The organism is Flavobacterium sp. WC2509, from assembly GCF_052683105.1.
This window is the reverse complement of sequence record NZ_JBQZFG010000001.1, coordinates 2662748-2678739: the sequence shown is the minus strand read 5'-3', so window position 1 is coordinate 2678739 and position 15992 is coordinate 2662748. Positions and strand designations below refer to the sequence as shown.

Here is a 15992-nt window from a genome sequence, read left to right as displayed (position 1 = left end):
GATTTTAGATTGCAGATGTAATGAGTGTAATACAAGATTTTTTACGATACAACCGCCAAATGATATTGCCCGAAATTGGTGATTCAGGACAAGAGAAACTAAAAAAAGCTAAAGTTTTAGTAATAGGTGCTGGTGGTTTGGGCTGCCCTATTTTACAATATATAGCCACTGCAGGAGTCGGGGCTATTGGTATTGTAGATTTTGATAAAATAGAGATTCATAATTTGCATCGGCAAATTTTATATACTGAAGATCAAATTGGATTATCGAAAGCCAATACAGCTAAAACAACTATTGAAAAACTAAATCCGCTAATTACTGTTTTAGCTTTTGAAGAAAAATTAACTATCAATAATGCATCAGAAATTATAAGTGATTTTGATATTGTAGTTGATGGTTCGGATAATTTTACAACTCGGTATTTAGTAAATGATACTTGTGTGGCTCTAGGAAAAACTTTGGTTTATGGAAGTATCTTAGGTTTTGAAGGTCAGTTGGCAGTTTTTAATCATAAGGGGAGTAAAAATTTAAGAGATTTATTTCCAGAGCCACCAAATCCTGATGATGTACCTAATTGTAGTTTTAATGGCGTTTTAGGCACTTTGCCAGGCATGATTGGAACAATGATGGCACATGAAACTTTAAAGCTGATAATGGATTTACCAAGTCTCAAAAATGAATTAATTCTATTTAAAACTACGGAATGGGGTTTTGTGAAATTGAAGTTTTAACTTTGAGAAATGGGTCACGGATGCAACAGATATACACGGATTTTTTTATTTACTCTTCTAGATGTTTTTTGAAAAATATGAATTGGAGAATTTTAGAAGTTGGTTTTAAAATTTCTACTGTTTTTTGCCCCTGATGGAAGTGAAAAGCCCGGACTGAAAAAAACTATTTTTTCTAGGAATAAAAGAGCGACCGGCAGGAAGCTACTTTTATGGCTTTAGAAAAAAAGTTTTTTGAAGGAGGACTTGGATTAGGCTCTAAATAGTATCTTTAATAATTGACATAAATTCATTACGCTCAATTTCTATACAGCCTAAACTTTCGAGATGTTCATTGTGCACTTGGCAATCTAACAACCGATAATTTTCTTCTTTCAGTTGATTTACTAACCCAATAAAAGCAACTTTGGAAGCATTTGAAACCAACGAAAACATACTTTCTCCACAGAAAACATGTCCCAAATCAATACCATACAATCCGCCTATTAATTGGTCATTTTGCCAAACCTCAACAGATTTTGCTATTCCTAATTCATTGAGTTTGCAATAGGCTTCAATCATTTCATTGGTAATCCAGGTTCCTGTTTGTCCGTCGCGTTTTACTTGTTGACAATTGGATATAACATCTTTGAAATTTTGATTAAATGTCACTTTAAAGATATTGCGATTAAGGATGTTTCGCATGCTTTTGGAGACAATTAAGTCATCTAGAAACAACACCATTCTAGGATTGGGCGACCACCAAATAATAGGTTCCCCTTCGTTAAACCATGGGAAAATTCCGCTTTTGTAAGCTAATTGCAAACGTTCAGGAGATAAATCACCGCCTATAGCAAGAATCCCATCGCGATTAGCATGGGAAACGGGAGGGAAAAATAAATCTGATGTTAAGTAATGCATGTTCAATTTCAAAAGTCAATTTCAATGGCAAATTTAAATTCTAAATAAAAAAGAAATTCCAAATTCCAATAAATTTATAATTGGAATTTGGAATTTAAAATCTGCTTTTATTTTTTTAGAAAGGCAAATCGTCTGCTTCTTCTTCGTTTAAGTTTGTTGCTGGTGCAAAAGTTGCAGCAGCTGGCATTGGAGGTGCTTGCTGAGTTGGTGCATCGGCAACTAATCTTTCAATTCTCCAACCTTGAATACTATTAAAATATCTTGTTTCACCTTGTGGATTAATCCATTCTCTTCCTCTCAAATTGATTGAAACTTTTACAGCTTCACCAATATTATAATTGCTTAACAAATCACATTTATCTTGAGTGAACTCAACCAAAATATGTTGTGGGTATTGTTCATCAGTAGTAACAACCAATTCTCTTTTTTTGAATGCCGCACTTACTTGTTGCTCTGGATTTACAACTTTAATTTTTCCAATTACTTCCATCTTCTTTTTATTTAATTATTGTTACTTTGATTTTATTTTTTTGGCTAAAAGCACTTTCCAAGCCGAAATTACATCATTATCTAAAAGATATTTTTTGGCCTCCAAGTGCTGTTTTTCAAGGTCATCGGAGCTCAAAACTGCCTTTACAGCAAAATTTTGCTTTACAAATATACTAACTTCTTCAGTAGTAGGCAAGGCTTCTATATTACCTAACATCCCTAAATCGTTTCCATCAAAAACTGTGCTGTTTTTAACAAAATCGGGAATGGCATCTACTCCAACTCCCAGATTTGTAAGTGGTTTGGGCACTTGAAACAACCCTTGATTTGATCTAGAATACCAATTGGCCCCCAATCTCGAAACCAAATCAATTTTGTGCTGATCGATAGTTCCGTTTTCATTTAAAATGGCTTCATCAATATGAATACGAACCACTTCGCAAAGGATTAAATTTCCTGCACCACCTTCTGTCCCCAAAGGAATTATCTGAGTCACTTTGCACTCAAACTGCACAGGTGATTCTTTTACCCTGAATGGTTTTACGACATCTGAAGGAACTGGTGTTAGCCCTGATTTTAAAAATTCATCAACATCTTCGGCATATTCTGTGCTTGCCAAAGAAGTTTGCTGCACCATATCGTAATTTACCATGTTGATAACTACTTCTTTTGTGGCTTCGGCATTGATTAAAGTGTGCTTAACCGAATTGTCACGAATCCGCCTTGCGGGTGAAAAAATTAATATCGGCGGATTGGCACTGAATACATTGAAAAAACTGAAAGGCGACAAATTAGGAATCCCATTTTTACTGATAGTACTGGCAAAAGCTATGGGTCTTGGCCCAACTGCACCTTGCAAATACCCTTGTAATTTTGCGGTTTCAATGCTTTTTGGATCAATGCTAATCATAAACTTTTTATTTAGACAAAAATAACAAAATAGCAGATTAGATTCTAGGTATTTAAATAATTTTATTATGAAAGCAAATGCCGTAGCCCTGATGAAAACGACATCCTTTTGTGCCGGTGTTCGGCACAAAAGATACAGTGGACAGCAGGAATAAGCTCTTAAAATCAACCATAATCAATGCTTTGGAAATAATGATTTTTATCCCTACACAATCCGAAGTCCAATATTTCGTTATATTTATACCACAAATTTACTTTTATGAATTTTTCCGAAAATAGCAACCCCATACGTTGGATCATTATTTTAATCTCATTTTCGATAATTGCCATTATCCTTTGGAATACCTATACTTTTTTTCAAATATTCAAAAATGAAGAAAGAATAAAAATGAACCTTTGGGCTACTGCTCAAAAAACCTTAATCAACGCCAAAGAAAACACCGAAGTCGATTTACCTCTTCAAATTTTCAACAACAACACCACTATTCCATTGATTTTAACCGAAAATGACAGCATTATAAACTCGGTTAATATTGATGAAGAAATCATAAACAATAAAACTAGAGCCACTAACTATTTAAACGAATTAAAAAGCGAGAATGAGCCTATCAAAATCATTTATGCTCCTGGAAAATCACAGAATTTATATTATGGAAATTCTTCGCTGATAGGCAAACTGAAATATTACCCAATCGCTTTATCGTTAATCATTGTTTTGTGCGGGATTCTTATTTACAATTTTTACCTCAGCCACAAAATGGCCACCCAAAACAAATTGTGGGCAGGAATGGCTAAAGAAACAGCTCATCAAATAGGGACACCACTTTCATCGTTAATTGGCTGGCTGGAGATTTTAAAAATGGAGAATATTGATGAATCTATTACTCTTGAAATTGAAAAAGACATTGAACGTTTGCAGACTATTACCGACCGATTTTCTAAAATTGGTTCCGAACCTAAATTAGAATTAAAAGACGCCGTTGAAGAAACCAAACAATCATATAATTATTTGATTTCCCGTTTTTCTAACCAAATCGAATTTTCGTTTAAAGCACCTTCGAAGCCAGTAACTATTCTTTTAAACCCCACTTTGCATAGTTGGACAATAGAAAATCTGGTTAAAAACGCCATTGATGCAATGAAAGGTAGAGGAAAATTGTCGATGGAAATAGAAGAGGATAATCATCATCTAAAAATAAACGTAACCGACACTGGTAGCGGCATACCAAAAAAAGAATTCCACCGTATTTTTGAAACTGGTTTTACCACTAAAAAAAGAGGCTGGGGACTCGGTCTTTCTTTAACTAAAAGAATTGTTGAGGAATACCACAAAGGCACGATTAAAGTATTGCATTCCGAGATAGGAAAAGGGACGACAATGCAGATTATTTTAAAGAAAAACTAAAAGCAAATCAGTTTGGTTTTGAAACTGTTCCCACAATGGAATAAACCATAGTTTTTCGAATTGACTCAGGTTTAGACAAATACAAATTGACAAATTGCAACTGTTCTTCAGCTTTAGCTAAATATTTAGAAATATTATTATCAAGATTATCAAGATTAGCTTTGTTTTGATCACCAATAAATTCTATATCACAAATAGCAACTTTACATTTAGCCAATTCGTCTCTTGGTTCTTGAATCTTTTTCCTGATTTCCTTGTCCGAAACCAAAGGCTGAAACTGTCTCTTCCTGTAATTACTAAAATCAAAATAATTCTTTACAGCTTCATTATATTGTTTTTCAATTTCTTTTATTTTAGAAAGGTTCACTTCGAATTTAGCCCTATTTTCTTTATCCTTTTCATAATTTCTCCGATTCATAGCATCAATGTAAGCCATAGAAATAAACTGATTTTTCATTCCTCCTTTTTCAATTCTTTGAGACATTTCTAAATACTGATCCACTTTAGGTAAACTTTCGAACCTAGCAATTTCTGCCACGAAATCAAAACTTTTCTTAGTTTTATCATCGTCATAGACTCCATCAATAAATTCTTGATTGATAATAGGGAAATCCCGAAATTGCCATAAATAATCAAATGGCATATGGGTAACAACCATTATTTCTGGATCAACTTTAAAATGATTATTATTGAGACTTCGGGTAAATACTCCGTTTATAACATAACCAGAACCCCAAGTTGGGTCAAATAAAAACCATTTATTATCAATTCTAGCAGCATTCCATGAATGAGATAAATTATCGACTCTTTGCTTGTTCCACTTTGTATATCCATTTACCACCATCGATTTTATTCCTACCGCAGTGGCCAAATTATTAAAGATATTAGCATAATCAAAACAGTTTCCCTTTTGACTATTAAATGCTCTTATAGTTCTATCATTAAGTGTTTCATCAAATTTAACCTCAAACATATTGTCAGCATCATAACTAATAGTATGGGCTGTCCAATAAAAAACAGCACGAATTCTATCTGATTCTGTTTGAAAATTATTTTTAATATACTTAGCAATACTATCCATCGATTGATTAAAATCAGCTGGCATTTTATCCACCTTCATATCTATCAAATCGTAATTTTTTTGGACTTTTTGTTTTTTCTGAGCCAAAACAAAAAAGGAAAAGAAGCAAGTAAACAATAAAAAAACATTTCTCATAAACAGCACATATAGAAAACAAAAAAAACACCTCAAAACCATTTGTTAAGAGGTGTTTTTACAATTATAAATTACTTTTAATATCTTGAGCTAAAGCCTCAAATTCTTCTTTGCTTAAAACTACTTTTTTCTGAAAACGTATATCATCCATAGTATTTAATGGTATCAAATGAACATGTGCATGTGGCACTTCAAGACCAACTACTGACATTCCAATTCGTAAGCAAGGAACTGTTTTCTCTAATGCAATGGCCACTTTCTTAGAAAAAGCCATTAAACCAAGATATAAATCATCTTCAATGTCAAAAAACTTGTCTATTTCTTGTTTAGGAATACAAAGGGTGTGCCCTTTTGCATTCGGATTAACATCCAAAAAAGCTAAATATTTTTCATCCTCAGCAATTTTGTAACAAGGAATTTCTCCGTTTACTATTTTGGTGAATATAGAACTCATTGTTTATTTGTTTAATCGTTAATTCGCTTAACCTGTTAAACAAATTAACGGTTAAACATTTAAAAACTATTCTCTTGAAATCTCTAAAATTTCAAATTTCAAAACACCGTTAGGCACAGTAATTTCGGCAACTTCGCCTACTTTTTTGCCTAATAATCCTTTTCCAATAGGAGAAGTAACAGATATTTTACCTGTTTTCAAATCAGCTTCACTTTCGGCAACTAAGGTATATTTCATTTCCATTCCGTTAGTTTGGTTTTTGATCTTAACATGAGACAAAACTAAAACTTTAGATAGATCCAAATGTGTCTCATCTATTAACCTCGCATTAGAATGAACTTCCTCCAGTTTTGCGATTCTCATTTCTAACATTCCTTGCGCCTCTTTAGCTGCATCATATTCTGCATTTTCAGACAAATCCCCTTTGTCTCTTGCTTCTGCTATATCTTGAGATGCCTTTGGGCGCATCACGCTTTTTAAGTAATCTAATTCTTCTCTTAATTTTTTTAATCCTTCCGCTGTGTAATACGATATTGCGCTCATAATTTCATCATTTATATAAATAGAAAAAATCCCATCAGGACGGGATTTCTTTCCACAAAGATACTATATTTTTTAGTTTAGTTAACAATAATATGTTAATCCTAATAATTTCAAAGTTAAATAATTTAAATTTGTTTCACTAATACTTTATATTTAATTTTAAATAATGAAAAAATACATCTTATTAATAATTATATCTCTTTTTTTCTTGGGATGCAGCAACAGTGAGAACTCTAATAAAAACCCAAACATACCTAACTACAGTTTTTCGGTTGAGCTCAACATGAATTTGCCACTTTATTCAAAACTTAAAAGCCCAAGCAATGCCGTCTATTATTCGGATGCGGGTGCAAAAGGAATTATAGTTTTCAATACTGGCAGTGGCTATAATGCTTTTGATGCAGCATGTCCAAATCAGGCAATCAGTAGTTGTTCAACAATGACAATCAAGGGGGTTAATGCTGTTTGTGCTTGCGATAATAAAGAATACCTCTTATTTACTGGTCAAGCAATCGGAGGAGATTTGCCTTACTTCATGAAACAATATCGAGTAGAACAAAACGGGGATATAATTCGTGTTTATAATTAAGCTATTTGAGCGTAAACACAATCCTTTTAAAACCAAAAAATCCTGAAAGTTTAATAGCTCTCAGGATTTTTTTTTACAAATGAATATCTTCTAAAACTTTAGCGTAAGCCCTGCTAAAAAATTCGCTCCAGCTTGAGGATAATAATACACATAACCACCTCCATAATCTGCTCCGTTAGAAACATAATCAACATTGAATATATTATTTGCTAAAACATTAATGACAATCGATTTAAAGATTGAATTCATTTTAATTTCATAAGTAGCATTTAAGTCATTCACGAAATAATCTTTCAATTTACCACTGTTATCGTCAATATTATTCAAATATTGATCGTTAACAAATTTAGACAACCAACTCACTCTGAATGAATTTATTGGTTCAAAAGTCAAAATATTACCTGCAATAAAATCAGGTGAATACGCAATATTCGTATTCCCTAGATTAATTAAATCCCCATCATTATTTTCAGTAACAAAATCAACATTCTTATTACTACTTAAGGTAAAATTTGGAGAAATAGTCCATTGTTTTGAAAGCCTCACAGTCGCATCAACTTCCAATCCTAATCTATAACTGTCTCCACTATTTTGGCGAATAGGACTTCCCACATCATCAACACTTCCGGTTAAAACCAATTGATCTTTGTATGCCATATAATATACATTGGTGTTCAGCCTTACTTTTTCAGAAACATGTCTCCATCCCAATTCGTAATCGTTTAGCTTTTCTGGTTTTGGACTTCCATTTTCATAATCCGTTCTGTTTGGCTCACGATTAGCTCTGGCATACGAACCATATAAGGCATTTTTTTCATTAATATCGAAAGTAAGTCCAGCTTTTGGGTTAAAGAAATTGAAATTATCATTTACCAAACCAGTTTCCCAACTATTGGCTTTGTAACTTACATTTCTGTATTGTAAATCACCATAAACACTCAAGTTGTCCAACAATTGATAATTGGCTTTCGCAAAAACATTTCCATCACTTTTTGTTGAAAAATCGTCATAATAATGATCTCCAAGCTCACTTTGTGAAGCATATCTCGCCCAAATTACTTTCCCAAAATGATCTCCTTCATATTTATTCCATCCACCACCTAAAATCACATCTAGTTTTTCAGTTTTATAATTAGCCGAAAAAGTAGTTCCATAAAAATCATTATCCAACCATTTCTGACGAATTAAATCGGTTGTAGTTATTGTACCAACTGGATCTAAATTATAATCTGCCATATCTGCATCTTCCTTGTAATTCTCATAATAGCCTTTTCCTTTAGTATAATGAAAAGCTAAATTAGTTTTCCAGTTTTCGGATATTTTTTCGTTCCAATGCAATTGATAATGATCTTGTTGATAATTATCCGTTTCATTGTCATAAAAACGAATATTTCCAGCTTCATCGGTAAACATTCCTGCCGAGTTAAAGGTTCTGTCAGACTCTAAAGTTGTCGCATCAATTCCGTTCCAAGCTTGATACGTTTTTTCTTTTCCTCCAAAAGCCAACGCTTTGATTAAAGTTGTTTTCCCTACATAAGTTCCTTGTAGAAAATACGATTTCAAGTCAGAACTTGCTCTATCGATATAACCATCTGATTTCAAAGTAGACAAACGTCCTGCAATTTCGAAATGATCGTTCATCAAACCCGTACTGAATTTTACCGTATTTTTATTGGTATTAAAACTTCCGAAAGAGCTGGAAATTTCACCCGTACTTTTATTAGCATAATTATCTGTCAGCATATTCAAACTTGCACCAAAGGCACCAGCTCCGTTGGTAGAAGTTCCAACACCGCGTTGCAATTGCAAACTTTGTACTGAGGAAGCAAAATCAGGCATATTGACCCAAAAAGTACCTTGGCTTTCGGAATCATTGTATGGAATTCCGTTGATGGTAACATTTACTCTTGTTGCGTCACTTCCACGAACGCGAATACCTGAATAACCAATTCCATTCCCTGCATCTGAAGTCGTGACAACAGAAGGCAAATAATTCATTAAAGTTGGAATATCTTGTCCAAGATTTCGTTTAGCTAATTCTTCTTTACTCATATTAGAGAATGAAACTGGCGTTTTTGAATCTACGCGAATAGCCGAAACCAATACTTCGTCGAGTTGATTTACCTTAGTAGTGTCTTGTTGTTTTTCCTGTGCAATAGAGAAGAAAGACGCCAGAAGAAAGACGCCAGAAATTAGAATCTTACTTTCGTTTTGATTCTTTTTAAAAAATAAAGTGTTCATCCGTAAATGGTTTACGAATAAAAGGGGGAATTATTCTTTTGTTAAATTAAAAAATGATTTGTTTCGATTTTCAGAATGAATAATATATACTCGCTCTAAAATCTTTTCCCTTAACAGCATTACCTGTTCAGGTTCTATGGGTATAATCTCAGCTCGTTATTTAGAGCACCCCTTTGAGACAATGCAAAAGTACTATTAAAAATCACAAAAATCAATAACAAATTTCAATAAGAATGTTATTCTAAATTTGGTTTCCTACGTGATTGTTTAATCTCTGAAATATTTTTTTTGTCTTTAATTCGTTTTCGAATCACAGCTTTGGGAATTTTAGTAGGCTTTCGCTCTTTTGGAACATACAATCCTTTTTTTAAAATATCCAAAAATCGTTTCGTAACAATCTCTTTATTTTTAAGCTGACTTCGATCTTCATCACAATTCAAAATCAAAATTAATTCTGAAGTTAGCCTATGTTGTAAATTGGTTTCCAAAAGCATTTTCTCTTCATCTGAAAAAGCGATTGAATTACGCAAATCAAAAGTTAGCACAACCTTAGACGAAACTTTATTTACGTTTTGTCCACCGGCACCACTACTGCGTACAGCTTTGTATTTAACTTCAGAAAGAATCGTTTGAATTTCCATATTATAATGGTTGATGAGCTTTTTTCAATAAATCGTTTACTGTTTTTACAGGATTAAAGGTAGACAAAGGAACTTCTACGAAAACAGTTAACCAATTAGCCATAGCACCATTCCATAATCCTGGAAGTTCATAAGATTTCAAATCAACACCTCCTAAATTTTTGTGCACAATAAAACCACAATCTGCATCTACAAACTGTTTCAAATCGAACTTTTTGTTTTGATAATTTTTCAACCCACAAACTAAGTCAACTGGATTAAAATGAGTTGATTTGTTTAATAATTTCAATTGTTTACTATTCTCTAAATCAATTTGCGATGTTTCAACAATTTGCAATGTTACTTTACCATCACTTCCTTTTACCCAAAAAGGTCCACCTCCAGGTTCTCCTTCATTTTTCACCATTCCACAAACGCGAATTGGTTTATCGAGCAAATCCCTTAATTTACCAATTTGAATTTTGCTTTTGAATTTATGAAAGTCATTACTCAATTCGATATTCAATTTTTCCTTAATAAAAATCAAAATCTCCTCTATCTTTTTATCACTTATCTCTTTACTTTCTAACGCCTTCAAGTACTCAAAAGTTTGAGATTGTACCTCCAACAAAATTCCAGCCAATGCTTTTTTATAAAATGAAATTTGATGAATATCATTTTGAATCACGTTGTCTATATTCTTCACAAAAACAACATCAGCATCGATTGCATTTAAGTTCTCTATTAAAGCACCATGACCACCTGGTCGGAAAACTAACATCCCCTTTTGATCTCTAAAAGGTTTATTTGCTATATCAACTGCAATGGTATCTGTTTCCTTTTTTTGACATGAAAAACTAACTTCAATTTTGGAATTTGATTTTATTTCAATTCCCTCTTTAATTTTTTCAATGATTGCTTCAAAATGCTGTTGATGGCAATCCGAAACCGTCAAATGCAAATTTGAGAGATTATTAGATGCTGCATAAAAAGCACACTCATGTAAATGCTCTTCAATAGGTGTAACTATATTTGCTGGGTATTTATGAAAAGGAAGAATCCCTTTTGGTTTATTAGCAAAGTTAAAATACTCAGGAGACAAAAGTGTTTTTATGAAATAATAGTTTTTAAGATCATTTCTAAGTATATTAAAATTAGGATATATTTCGTGTAATTTTTTGTCTACCATTTCAAAAAAAGGAAATTTATCCATACCTACAATAAACAGAGACAATTCAGTATCCTTTTTTCTGTTAATATAAGAATTAATAGTCTCGTTTTCTGGGTCATAAGAATTCAAAAAAGTGTTTAAAAACTTAAACATTCTTGTAGCGGCACCAGAAGCTGGTACAAATTTCTCTAACTTTATTTTTGATTTATTAATAACAAAAAAATCTGCTTTTTGTTCAAATTCAACATCGGATATTTTTAGAATTCCATGTTCTAGAGTCGCTGGATTGACCAAATCAATTTTATGAATTCCTTCATTAAAAATACAAAGTTGTTTTTTTATATTTTCAAGTGGAATACCGTGTTCGTGAATTTGCAAAAAATCAACAGGAGAGAATCCCATCTGCAAAGCCATTGTCAAATCTTCTATAATAGCAACTGCCTTTTTTAAACGAGTATCTCTGTCTCCAGAAATAGTTATAAAAGGCTTTTTATTATCAATTAACGATTGTTTAAAAACTTCAAAAACACTTTCTCTTCCATTAGGACTGTCTCGTAATCCATCATCTTCCCAAGGCACGTCTATATCCGTCAGAAAAAACAAATCATACTGATGCGCACGAGCTGCTTTGTCTAATAAAGAATCGCAATAATCATAATACAATTCAGAGAATACTTTTGTCACTAACAAATTAGTATCACAAAAAAGATATCTATTTGCTATTAACACTCCTTCATTTTCAAGTTTAGTTTGTCCATAAGCAATAGGAAGCATATCGTCGATATCACAAATCCCACGACCGCTATCTAATTTTTCTTGAAGATAATCCCGAGCAAATTCGGGTACCCAAACTGTTTTATAATACTCAGCTAGTTGTGTTGCCAAAGTAGTTTTCCCAGTAGATTCTGGTCCAAAAATAGCAATTTTTATTATTGGTGAAGCTCCAGATTCTGTGAGCTGTTTAAGATTTTCTTCCATTCTAAATAACCGTAAACGGCAATAATTGTGAATACTAAATATTGAAAACTAGTAAAGGTATATCCCTTTGCAAAATAAAGCGGTATAGAGAGCACATCTCCTAAAATCCAAAACACCCAATTTTCGATTTTTCTTTTGGCCATTAACCACATTCCAACGAAAAAAATCGCGGTCAACAAGGTGTCCAAATAGGAATACCAGGTCGTAAATTTATTAAAATAAAGATACACGACAACAACAAAAACAAGAGTTAATGCAAAAATAATTACGCCAATTACCCGCTCTTTACCATTCATCGTGGAAATTGGAAATTCATCGATATTATCCTTTTTTCGAGTCCAATGATACCATCCAAAAATGCTCATTATAAAATAATATACGTTTATCATTGAATCTCCTAACAAGTTCCATTTCCAAAGTAAATAAGCATAAATAGAGGTACTAATTAGTCCTGTGGGAAAAACTAGAATATTATCTTTCTTTGCATACCAAACACTCAATAGTCCAAAAAAGATACCGATAAGTTCTAAATATACTTCATGGATAGGATACCCTTTATATTGAGCAAATAAATAATCTATCATTTAATTTGATTTAATTTAATTTGTTAGAGACGTTGCTGTTAGAGACGTTGCACTGCAACGTCTCTACATGTTTTGATTAAAAAAATTGGCATCATTTTCAAAAGCGGTTCCGATAACAACCAAGTCAGCACCAGAATCATACGCCCTTTGAATACCTTTTAAATCAATAATTCCACCGCCAACAATTAATGGAATTTCTATATTCTGAGCCACCTTTTGAATCATTTCTAGTGGAACAGCTTGTTTAGCACCACTTCCTGCTTCCAAATAAACTAATTTATTTCCTAACATTTCTCCCGCTTGTGCCGTTGCAACAGCTAAATCAAGCTTAGTTCTATCTAATGGTTTGGTTTTGCTAATGCGTTCTACAGCTGTTTCTCCTCCGCTTTCTATGAGCATATACCCTGTCGAAATAATTTCGAGTTGCGTTTTTTTTAAAAGCGGCGCTGCATCCACTTGATGTTCTATCAAATAGTCCGGATTTCGACCAGAAATCAAAGACAGGAATAAAATAGCATCGGCCTGATCTGAAATCTGAGATGGGTTCCCTGGAAAAAGCACAACAGGTAAATTTATCTTTTGCTTTAAAGCAATAACCAAATCGTCCAGAATATTATTTTGAACATGGCTTCCACCAATGAAAATATGTGTAGCAGGTGATTGATTGATTTTTTCGATTAAATACCCCAAATTATCCCAAAGAATTTTATCAGGATCTAAAAGTATGGCGAGTAATTTTCGCTTTTCCAGTTTGGATTGAAGAATTTGGGAATAGATTGTCATAGGCTTTTTGGAAAGTTGCGCAAAGTTAACGCAAAGATGCACAAAAAAACATTTTCTTTCAAGACGCAAAATTCCTACTCAAATTGAATTCAGAAATTATTTTTCGAAAGCATAGACTAAAGTAAAATTCTCAATTTCTAAATAATTCACTTCGAACTTTTTTTCCAAATTATCAAATAGAAGACAAGCGTGAGTTTGGTTTTCCATTAAAGAAAAAGGTGCTACCTGAATGTGATCTTTGAAACTGATTCCTTTTTCATTTCTAATTTTGAAAATCGCTTCTTTGGCTCCCCAAATAACTGTCAGTTTTTTGATGTATTCCTCTATAGGTTTCAATTTTAAATAATCGAATTCAGTATCAACAAACTTATCGGCAATGCGAATAATTTTTTCCCTTTGCAGCTCCATATCGATTCCAACGGTTTCATCGCTAATAATTATCGATGCAAAATTGTGAGAGTGTGTGATTGAAATGTGACGATGATCACTTAAATATGGTTTACCAAATTCATCATAATGCAAATCATAATCTGAAATCCCTACTTCTTGTATCAGCATACGAACGCACAAAAAAGCGCGTTGATGTGGTTTGGATTTCATTCCATTTAATCGAATTTGTGTTTTTTCTTTTAAAATTACTTTCTCGACTAACTCATCATAGGATTCGGTTACCTTCCAAATCAATATTTGTGTTGTGGGACTGACGTTTATAGTTTTGAATAAAGGCATTATTGAATTATAAGTTATGAGTTCATAAACTCCGTCTGTTTTTTAGCCCCGATAGAAGCGGCATCCTTTTTTCGTGCTTTTTTGCACGGAAAAAGATATAGCGGATAGCGGGATTAGCTCCTTAAAAAAATTATTTCCTTAAAATTCAAAAGATTAGAACATTAAACAAATGATAAATGTCCCCGAATACTTTTTAAATAATAAGTTATTATGTAAATTTGCAAAAAATTTTACAATTACAAATATACTATAAATGAGTACAACGACTACGCCTTATGTGGCTTTCAAAGTAAAAGACATTTCTCTAGCGGCTTGGGGAAGAAAAGAAATTGAATTGGCTGAGGCTGAAATGCCTGGTTTGATGGCGCTTCGTGCTGAATATAAAGACGAACAACCTCTTGCGGGTGCTCGTATTGCTGGATGTTTGCACATGACAATCCAAACTGCTGTTTTAATCGAAACTTTAATTGCTCTTGGTGCTGAAGTTACTTGGTCTTCTTGCAACATTTTCTCTACTCAGGATCAGGCTGCTGCTGCTATTGCTGCTGCTGGAATTTCAGTTTATGCTTGGAAAGGTCTTGACGAAGAGTCTTTTGACTGGTGTATTGAGCAAACTTTATTCTTTGGTGAAGACAGAAAACCATTGAACATGATTCTTGATGACGGTGGAGATTTGACAAATATGGTTATTGACCGTTTCCCAGAATTGGTTCCTGGAATCAAAGGATTATCTGAAGAAACTACAACTGGAGTTCACAGATTATACGAAAGAGTAAAAGCTGGAACTTTGCCAATGCCTGCAATTAACATCAATGACTCGGTTACTAAATCTAAATTTGATAACAAATACGGTTGTAAAGAATCTGCAGTTGATGCTGTTCGTCGTGCAACTGACTTGATGTTGGCTGGAAAAAGAGTTATCGTTTGTGGATATGGTGATGTTGGAAAAGGAACTGCTGCTTCTTTTAGAGGTGCTGGTTCTATTGTAACGGTTACTGAAATTGACCCTATTTGTGCTTTACAAGCTGCAATGGACGGTTATGAAGTGAAGAAATTAAACACTGTGATTGCTAATGCTGATATCATCATTACAACTACTGGAAATAAAGACATCGTTTTAGGTTCTCATTTCGAACAAATGAAAGACAAAACTGTTGTTTGTAACATCGGTCACTTTGATAACGAAATTGATATGGCTTGGTTGAACAAAAACCACGGTGCTTCAAAAATAGAAATCAAACCACAGGTTGACAAATATACTATTGCCGGAAAAGATATCATTATTCTTGCTGAAGGTCGTTTAGTAAATCTTGGTTGTGCTACAGGTCACCCAAGTTTTGTAATGAGTAACTCATTTACAAACCAAACTTTGGCTCAAATCGAGTTGTGGAAAAATAGTGCTGCTTATAACAATGACGTTTACATGTTACCAAAACATTTAGATGAAAAAGTAGCTGCTTTGCACTTAGCTAAATTAGGAGTTGAATTGGAAGTTTTACGTGATGACCAAGCGGCTTATATTGGAGTTGAAGTTCAAGGTCCATTCAAACCAGAATATTACAGATACTAAATCTATTTTAGATTTCTGAATTTAGATTTTAGATTATTTCAGAACCCTTGCAGAAATGTGAGGGTTTTTTGATTCTAATTGAT

16 protein-coding genes are annotated in these 15992 nt (G+C 33.1%); 4 read left to right on the top strand and 12 right to left on the bottom strand.

Going from position 1 to position 15992, the window contains the following annotated elements; all coding sequences use genetic code 11:
- The first annotated feature begins 20 nt into the window (after nt 1-20).
- The gene (locus ACUN3A_RS11195) at nt 21-731 is read left to right on the top strand and encodes a HesA/MoeB/ThiF family protein (protein ID WP_445551375.1); all 711 of its coding nucleotides are present in this window, start codon (nt 21-23) and stop codon (nt 729-731) included.
- A 255-nt stretch (nt 732-986) separates the two neighbouring features.
- Here the strand turns inward: ACUN3A_RS11195 and aat are convergent, their stop codons facing one another.
- The 3 genes from aat to ACUN3A_RS11180 all read right to left on the bottom strand — a co-directional run bounded on the left by aat (nt 987) and on the right by ACUN3A_RS11180 (nt 3027).
- Entirely contained in the window at nt 987-1628 is a 642-nt protein-coding gene (gene aat / locus ACUN3A_RS11190; RefSeq protein ID WP_445551374.1) for a leucyl/phenylalanyl-tRNA--protein transferase, read from the bottom strand.
- Between the two features lie 115 nt (nt 1629-1743).
- Entirely contained in the window at nt 1744-2118 is a 375-nt protein-coding gene (locus tag ACUN3A_RS11185) for a DUF3127 domain-containing protein (protein ID WP_445551373.1), read from the bottom strand.
- Between the two features lie 21 nt (nt 2119-2139).
- Entirely contained in the window at nt 2140-3027 is an 888-nt protein-coding gene (locus ACUN3A_RS11180) for a flavin reductase family protein (RefSeq protein ID WP_445551372.1), read from the bottom strand.
- Between the two features lie 258 nt (nt 3028-3285).
- On the opposite strand from ACUN3A_RS11180, the gene ACUN3A_RS11175 reads away from it, so the two are divergent.
- Entirely contained in the window at nt 3286-4431 is a 1146-nt protein-coding gene (locus ACUN3A_RS11175) for a sensor histidine kinase (protein ID WP_445551371.1), read from the top strand.
- 7 nt (nt 4432-4438) lie between these two features.
- Here the strand turns inward: ACUN3A_RS11175 and ACUN3A_RS11170 are convergent, their stop codons facing one another.
- The 3 genes from ACUN3A_RS11170 to greA form a co-directional block, all read right to left on the bottom strand.
- On the bottom strand, nt 4439-5551 hold the full coding sequence (locus ACUN3A_RS11170) for a transglutaminase domain-containing protein (RefSeq protein ID WP_445551370.1): 1113 nt from the start codon (nt 5549-5551) through the stop codon (nt 4439-4441).
- A gap of 160 nt (nt 5552-5711) precedes the next feature.
- Complete coding sequence (locus ACUN3A_RS11165) at nt 5712-6101, bottom strand: HIT family protein (protein WP_445551369.1); 390 nt, start codon at nt 6099-6101, stop codon at nt 5712-5714.
- Nucleotides 6102-6167: 66 nt separating this feature from the next.
- On the bottom strand, nt 6168-6644 hold the full coding sequence (gene greA, locus ACUN3A_RS11160) for a transcription elongation factor GreA (RefSeq protein ID WP_445551368.1): 477 nt from the start codon (nt 6642-6644) through the stop codon (nt 6168-6170).
- A 166-nt stretch (nt 6645-6810) separates the two neighbouring features.
- Between greA and ACUN3A_RS11155 the strand changes: the two genes are divergently transcribed.
- Complete coding sequence (locus ACUN3A_RS11155; RefSeq protein WP_445551367.1) at nt 6811-7233, top strand: Rieske (2Fe-2S) protein; 423 nt, start codon at nt 6811-6813, stop codon at nt 7231-7233.
- A gap of 90 nt (nt 7234-7323) precedes the next feature.
- Here ACUN3A_RS11155 and ACUN3A_RS11150 read toward each other — a convergent pair whose 3' ends face one another.
- The 6 genes from ACUN3A_RS11150 to ACUN3A_RS11125 all read right to left on the bottom strand — a co-directional run bounded on the left by ACUN3A_RS11150 (nt 7324) and on the right by ACUN3A_RS11125 (nt 14339).
- On the bottom strand, nt 7324-9474 hold the full coding sequence (locus ACUN3A_RS11150) for a TonB-dependent receptor (protein WP_445551366.1): 2151 nt from the start codon (nt 9472-9474) through the stop codon (nt 7324-7326).
- Between the two features lie 236 nt (nt 9475-9710).
- A complete protein-coding gene (gene arfB, locus ACUN3A_RS11145; RefSeq protein ID WP_445551365.1) occupies nt 9711-10115 on the bottom strand; it encodes an alternative ribosome rescue aminoacyl-tRNA hydrolase ArfB in 405 nt (134 codons plus the stop codon).
- A gap of 1 nt (nt 10116) precedes the next feature.
- On the bottom strand, nt 10117-12243 hold the full coding sequence (locus ACUN3A_RS11140) for a DUF4301 family protein (protein WP_445551364.1): 2127 nt from the start codon (nt 12241-12243) through the stop codon (nt 10117-10119).
- Nucleotides 12195-12827 carry a nicotinamide riboside transporter PnuC gene (pnuC, locus tag ACUN3A_RS11135; RefSeq protein WP_445551363.1) on the bottom strand — a complete coding sequence of 211 codons (633 nt, stop codon included), beginning with the start codon at nt 12825-12827 and terminating at the stop codon, nt 12195-12197. The genes ACUN3A_RS11140 and pnuC overlap by 49 nt, the downstream gene beginning before the upstream one ends.
- A gap of 63 nt (nt 12828-12890) precedes the next feature.
- A complete protein-coding gene (locus ACUN3A_RS11130) occupies nt 12891-13610 on the bottom strand; it encodes a geranylgeranylglyceryl/heptaprenylglyceryl phosphate synthase (protein WP_445551362.1) in 720 nt (239 codons plus the stop codon).
- 96 nt (nt 13611-13706) lie between these two features.
- Nucleotides 13707-14339: a 4'-phosphopantetheinyl transferase family protein gene (locus ACUN3A_RS11125; RefSeq protein ID WP_445551361.1), complete on the bottom strand. Its 633-nt coding sequence runs from the start codon at nt 14337-14339 to the stop codon at nt 13707-13709.
- Nucleotides 14340-14592: 253 nt separating this feature from the next.
- Between ACUN3A_RS11125 and ahcY the strand changes: the two genes are divergently transcribed.
- Nucleotides 14593-15909 carry an adenosylhomocysteinase gene (gene ahcY, locus ACUN3A_RS11120; protein ID WP_445551360.1) on the top strand — a complete coding sequence of 439 codons (1317 nt, stop codon included), beginning with the start codon at nt 14593-14595 and terminating at the stop codon, nt 15907-15909.
- Nucleotides 15910-15992 lie beyond the last annotated feature (83 nt).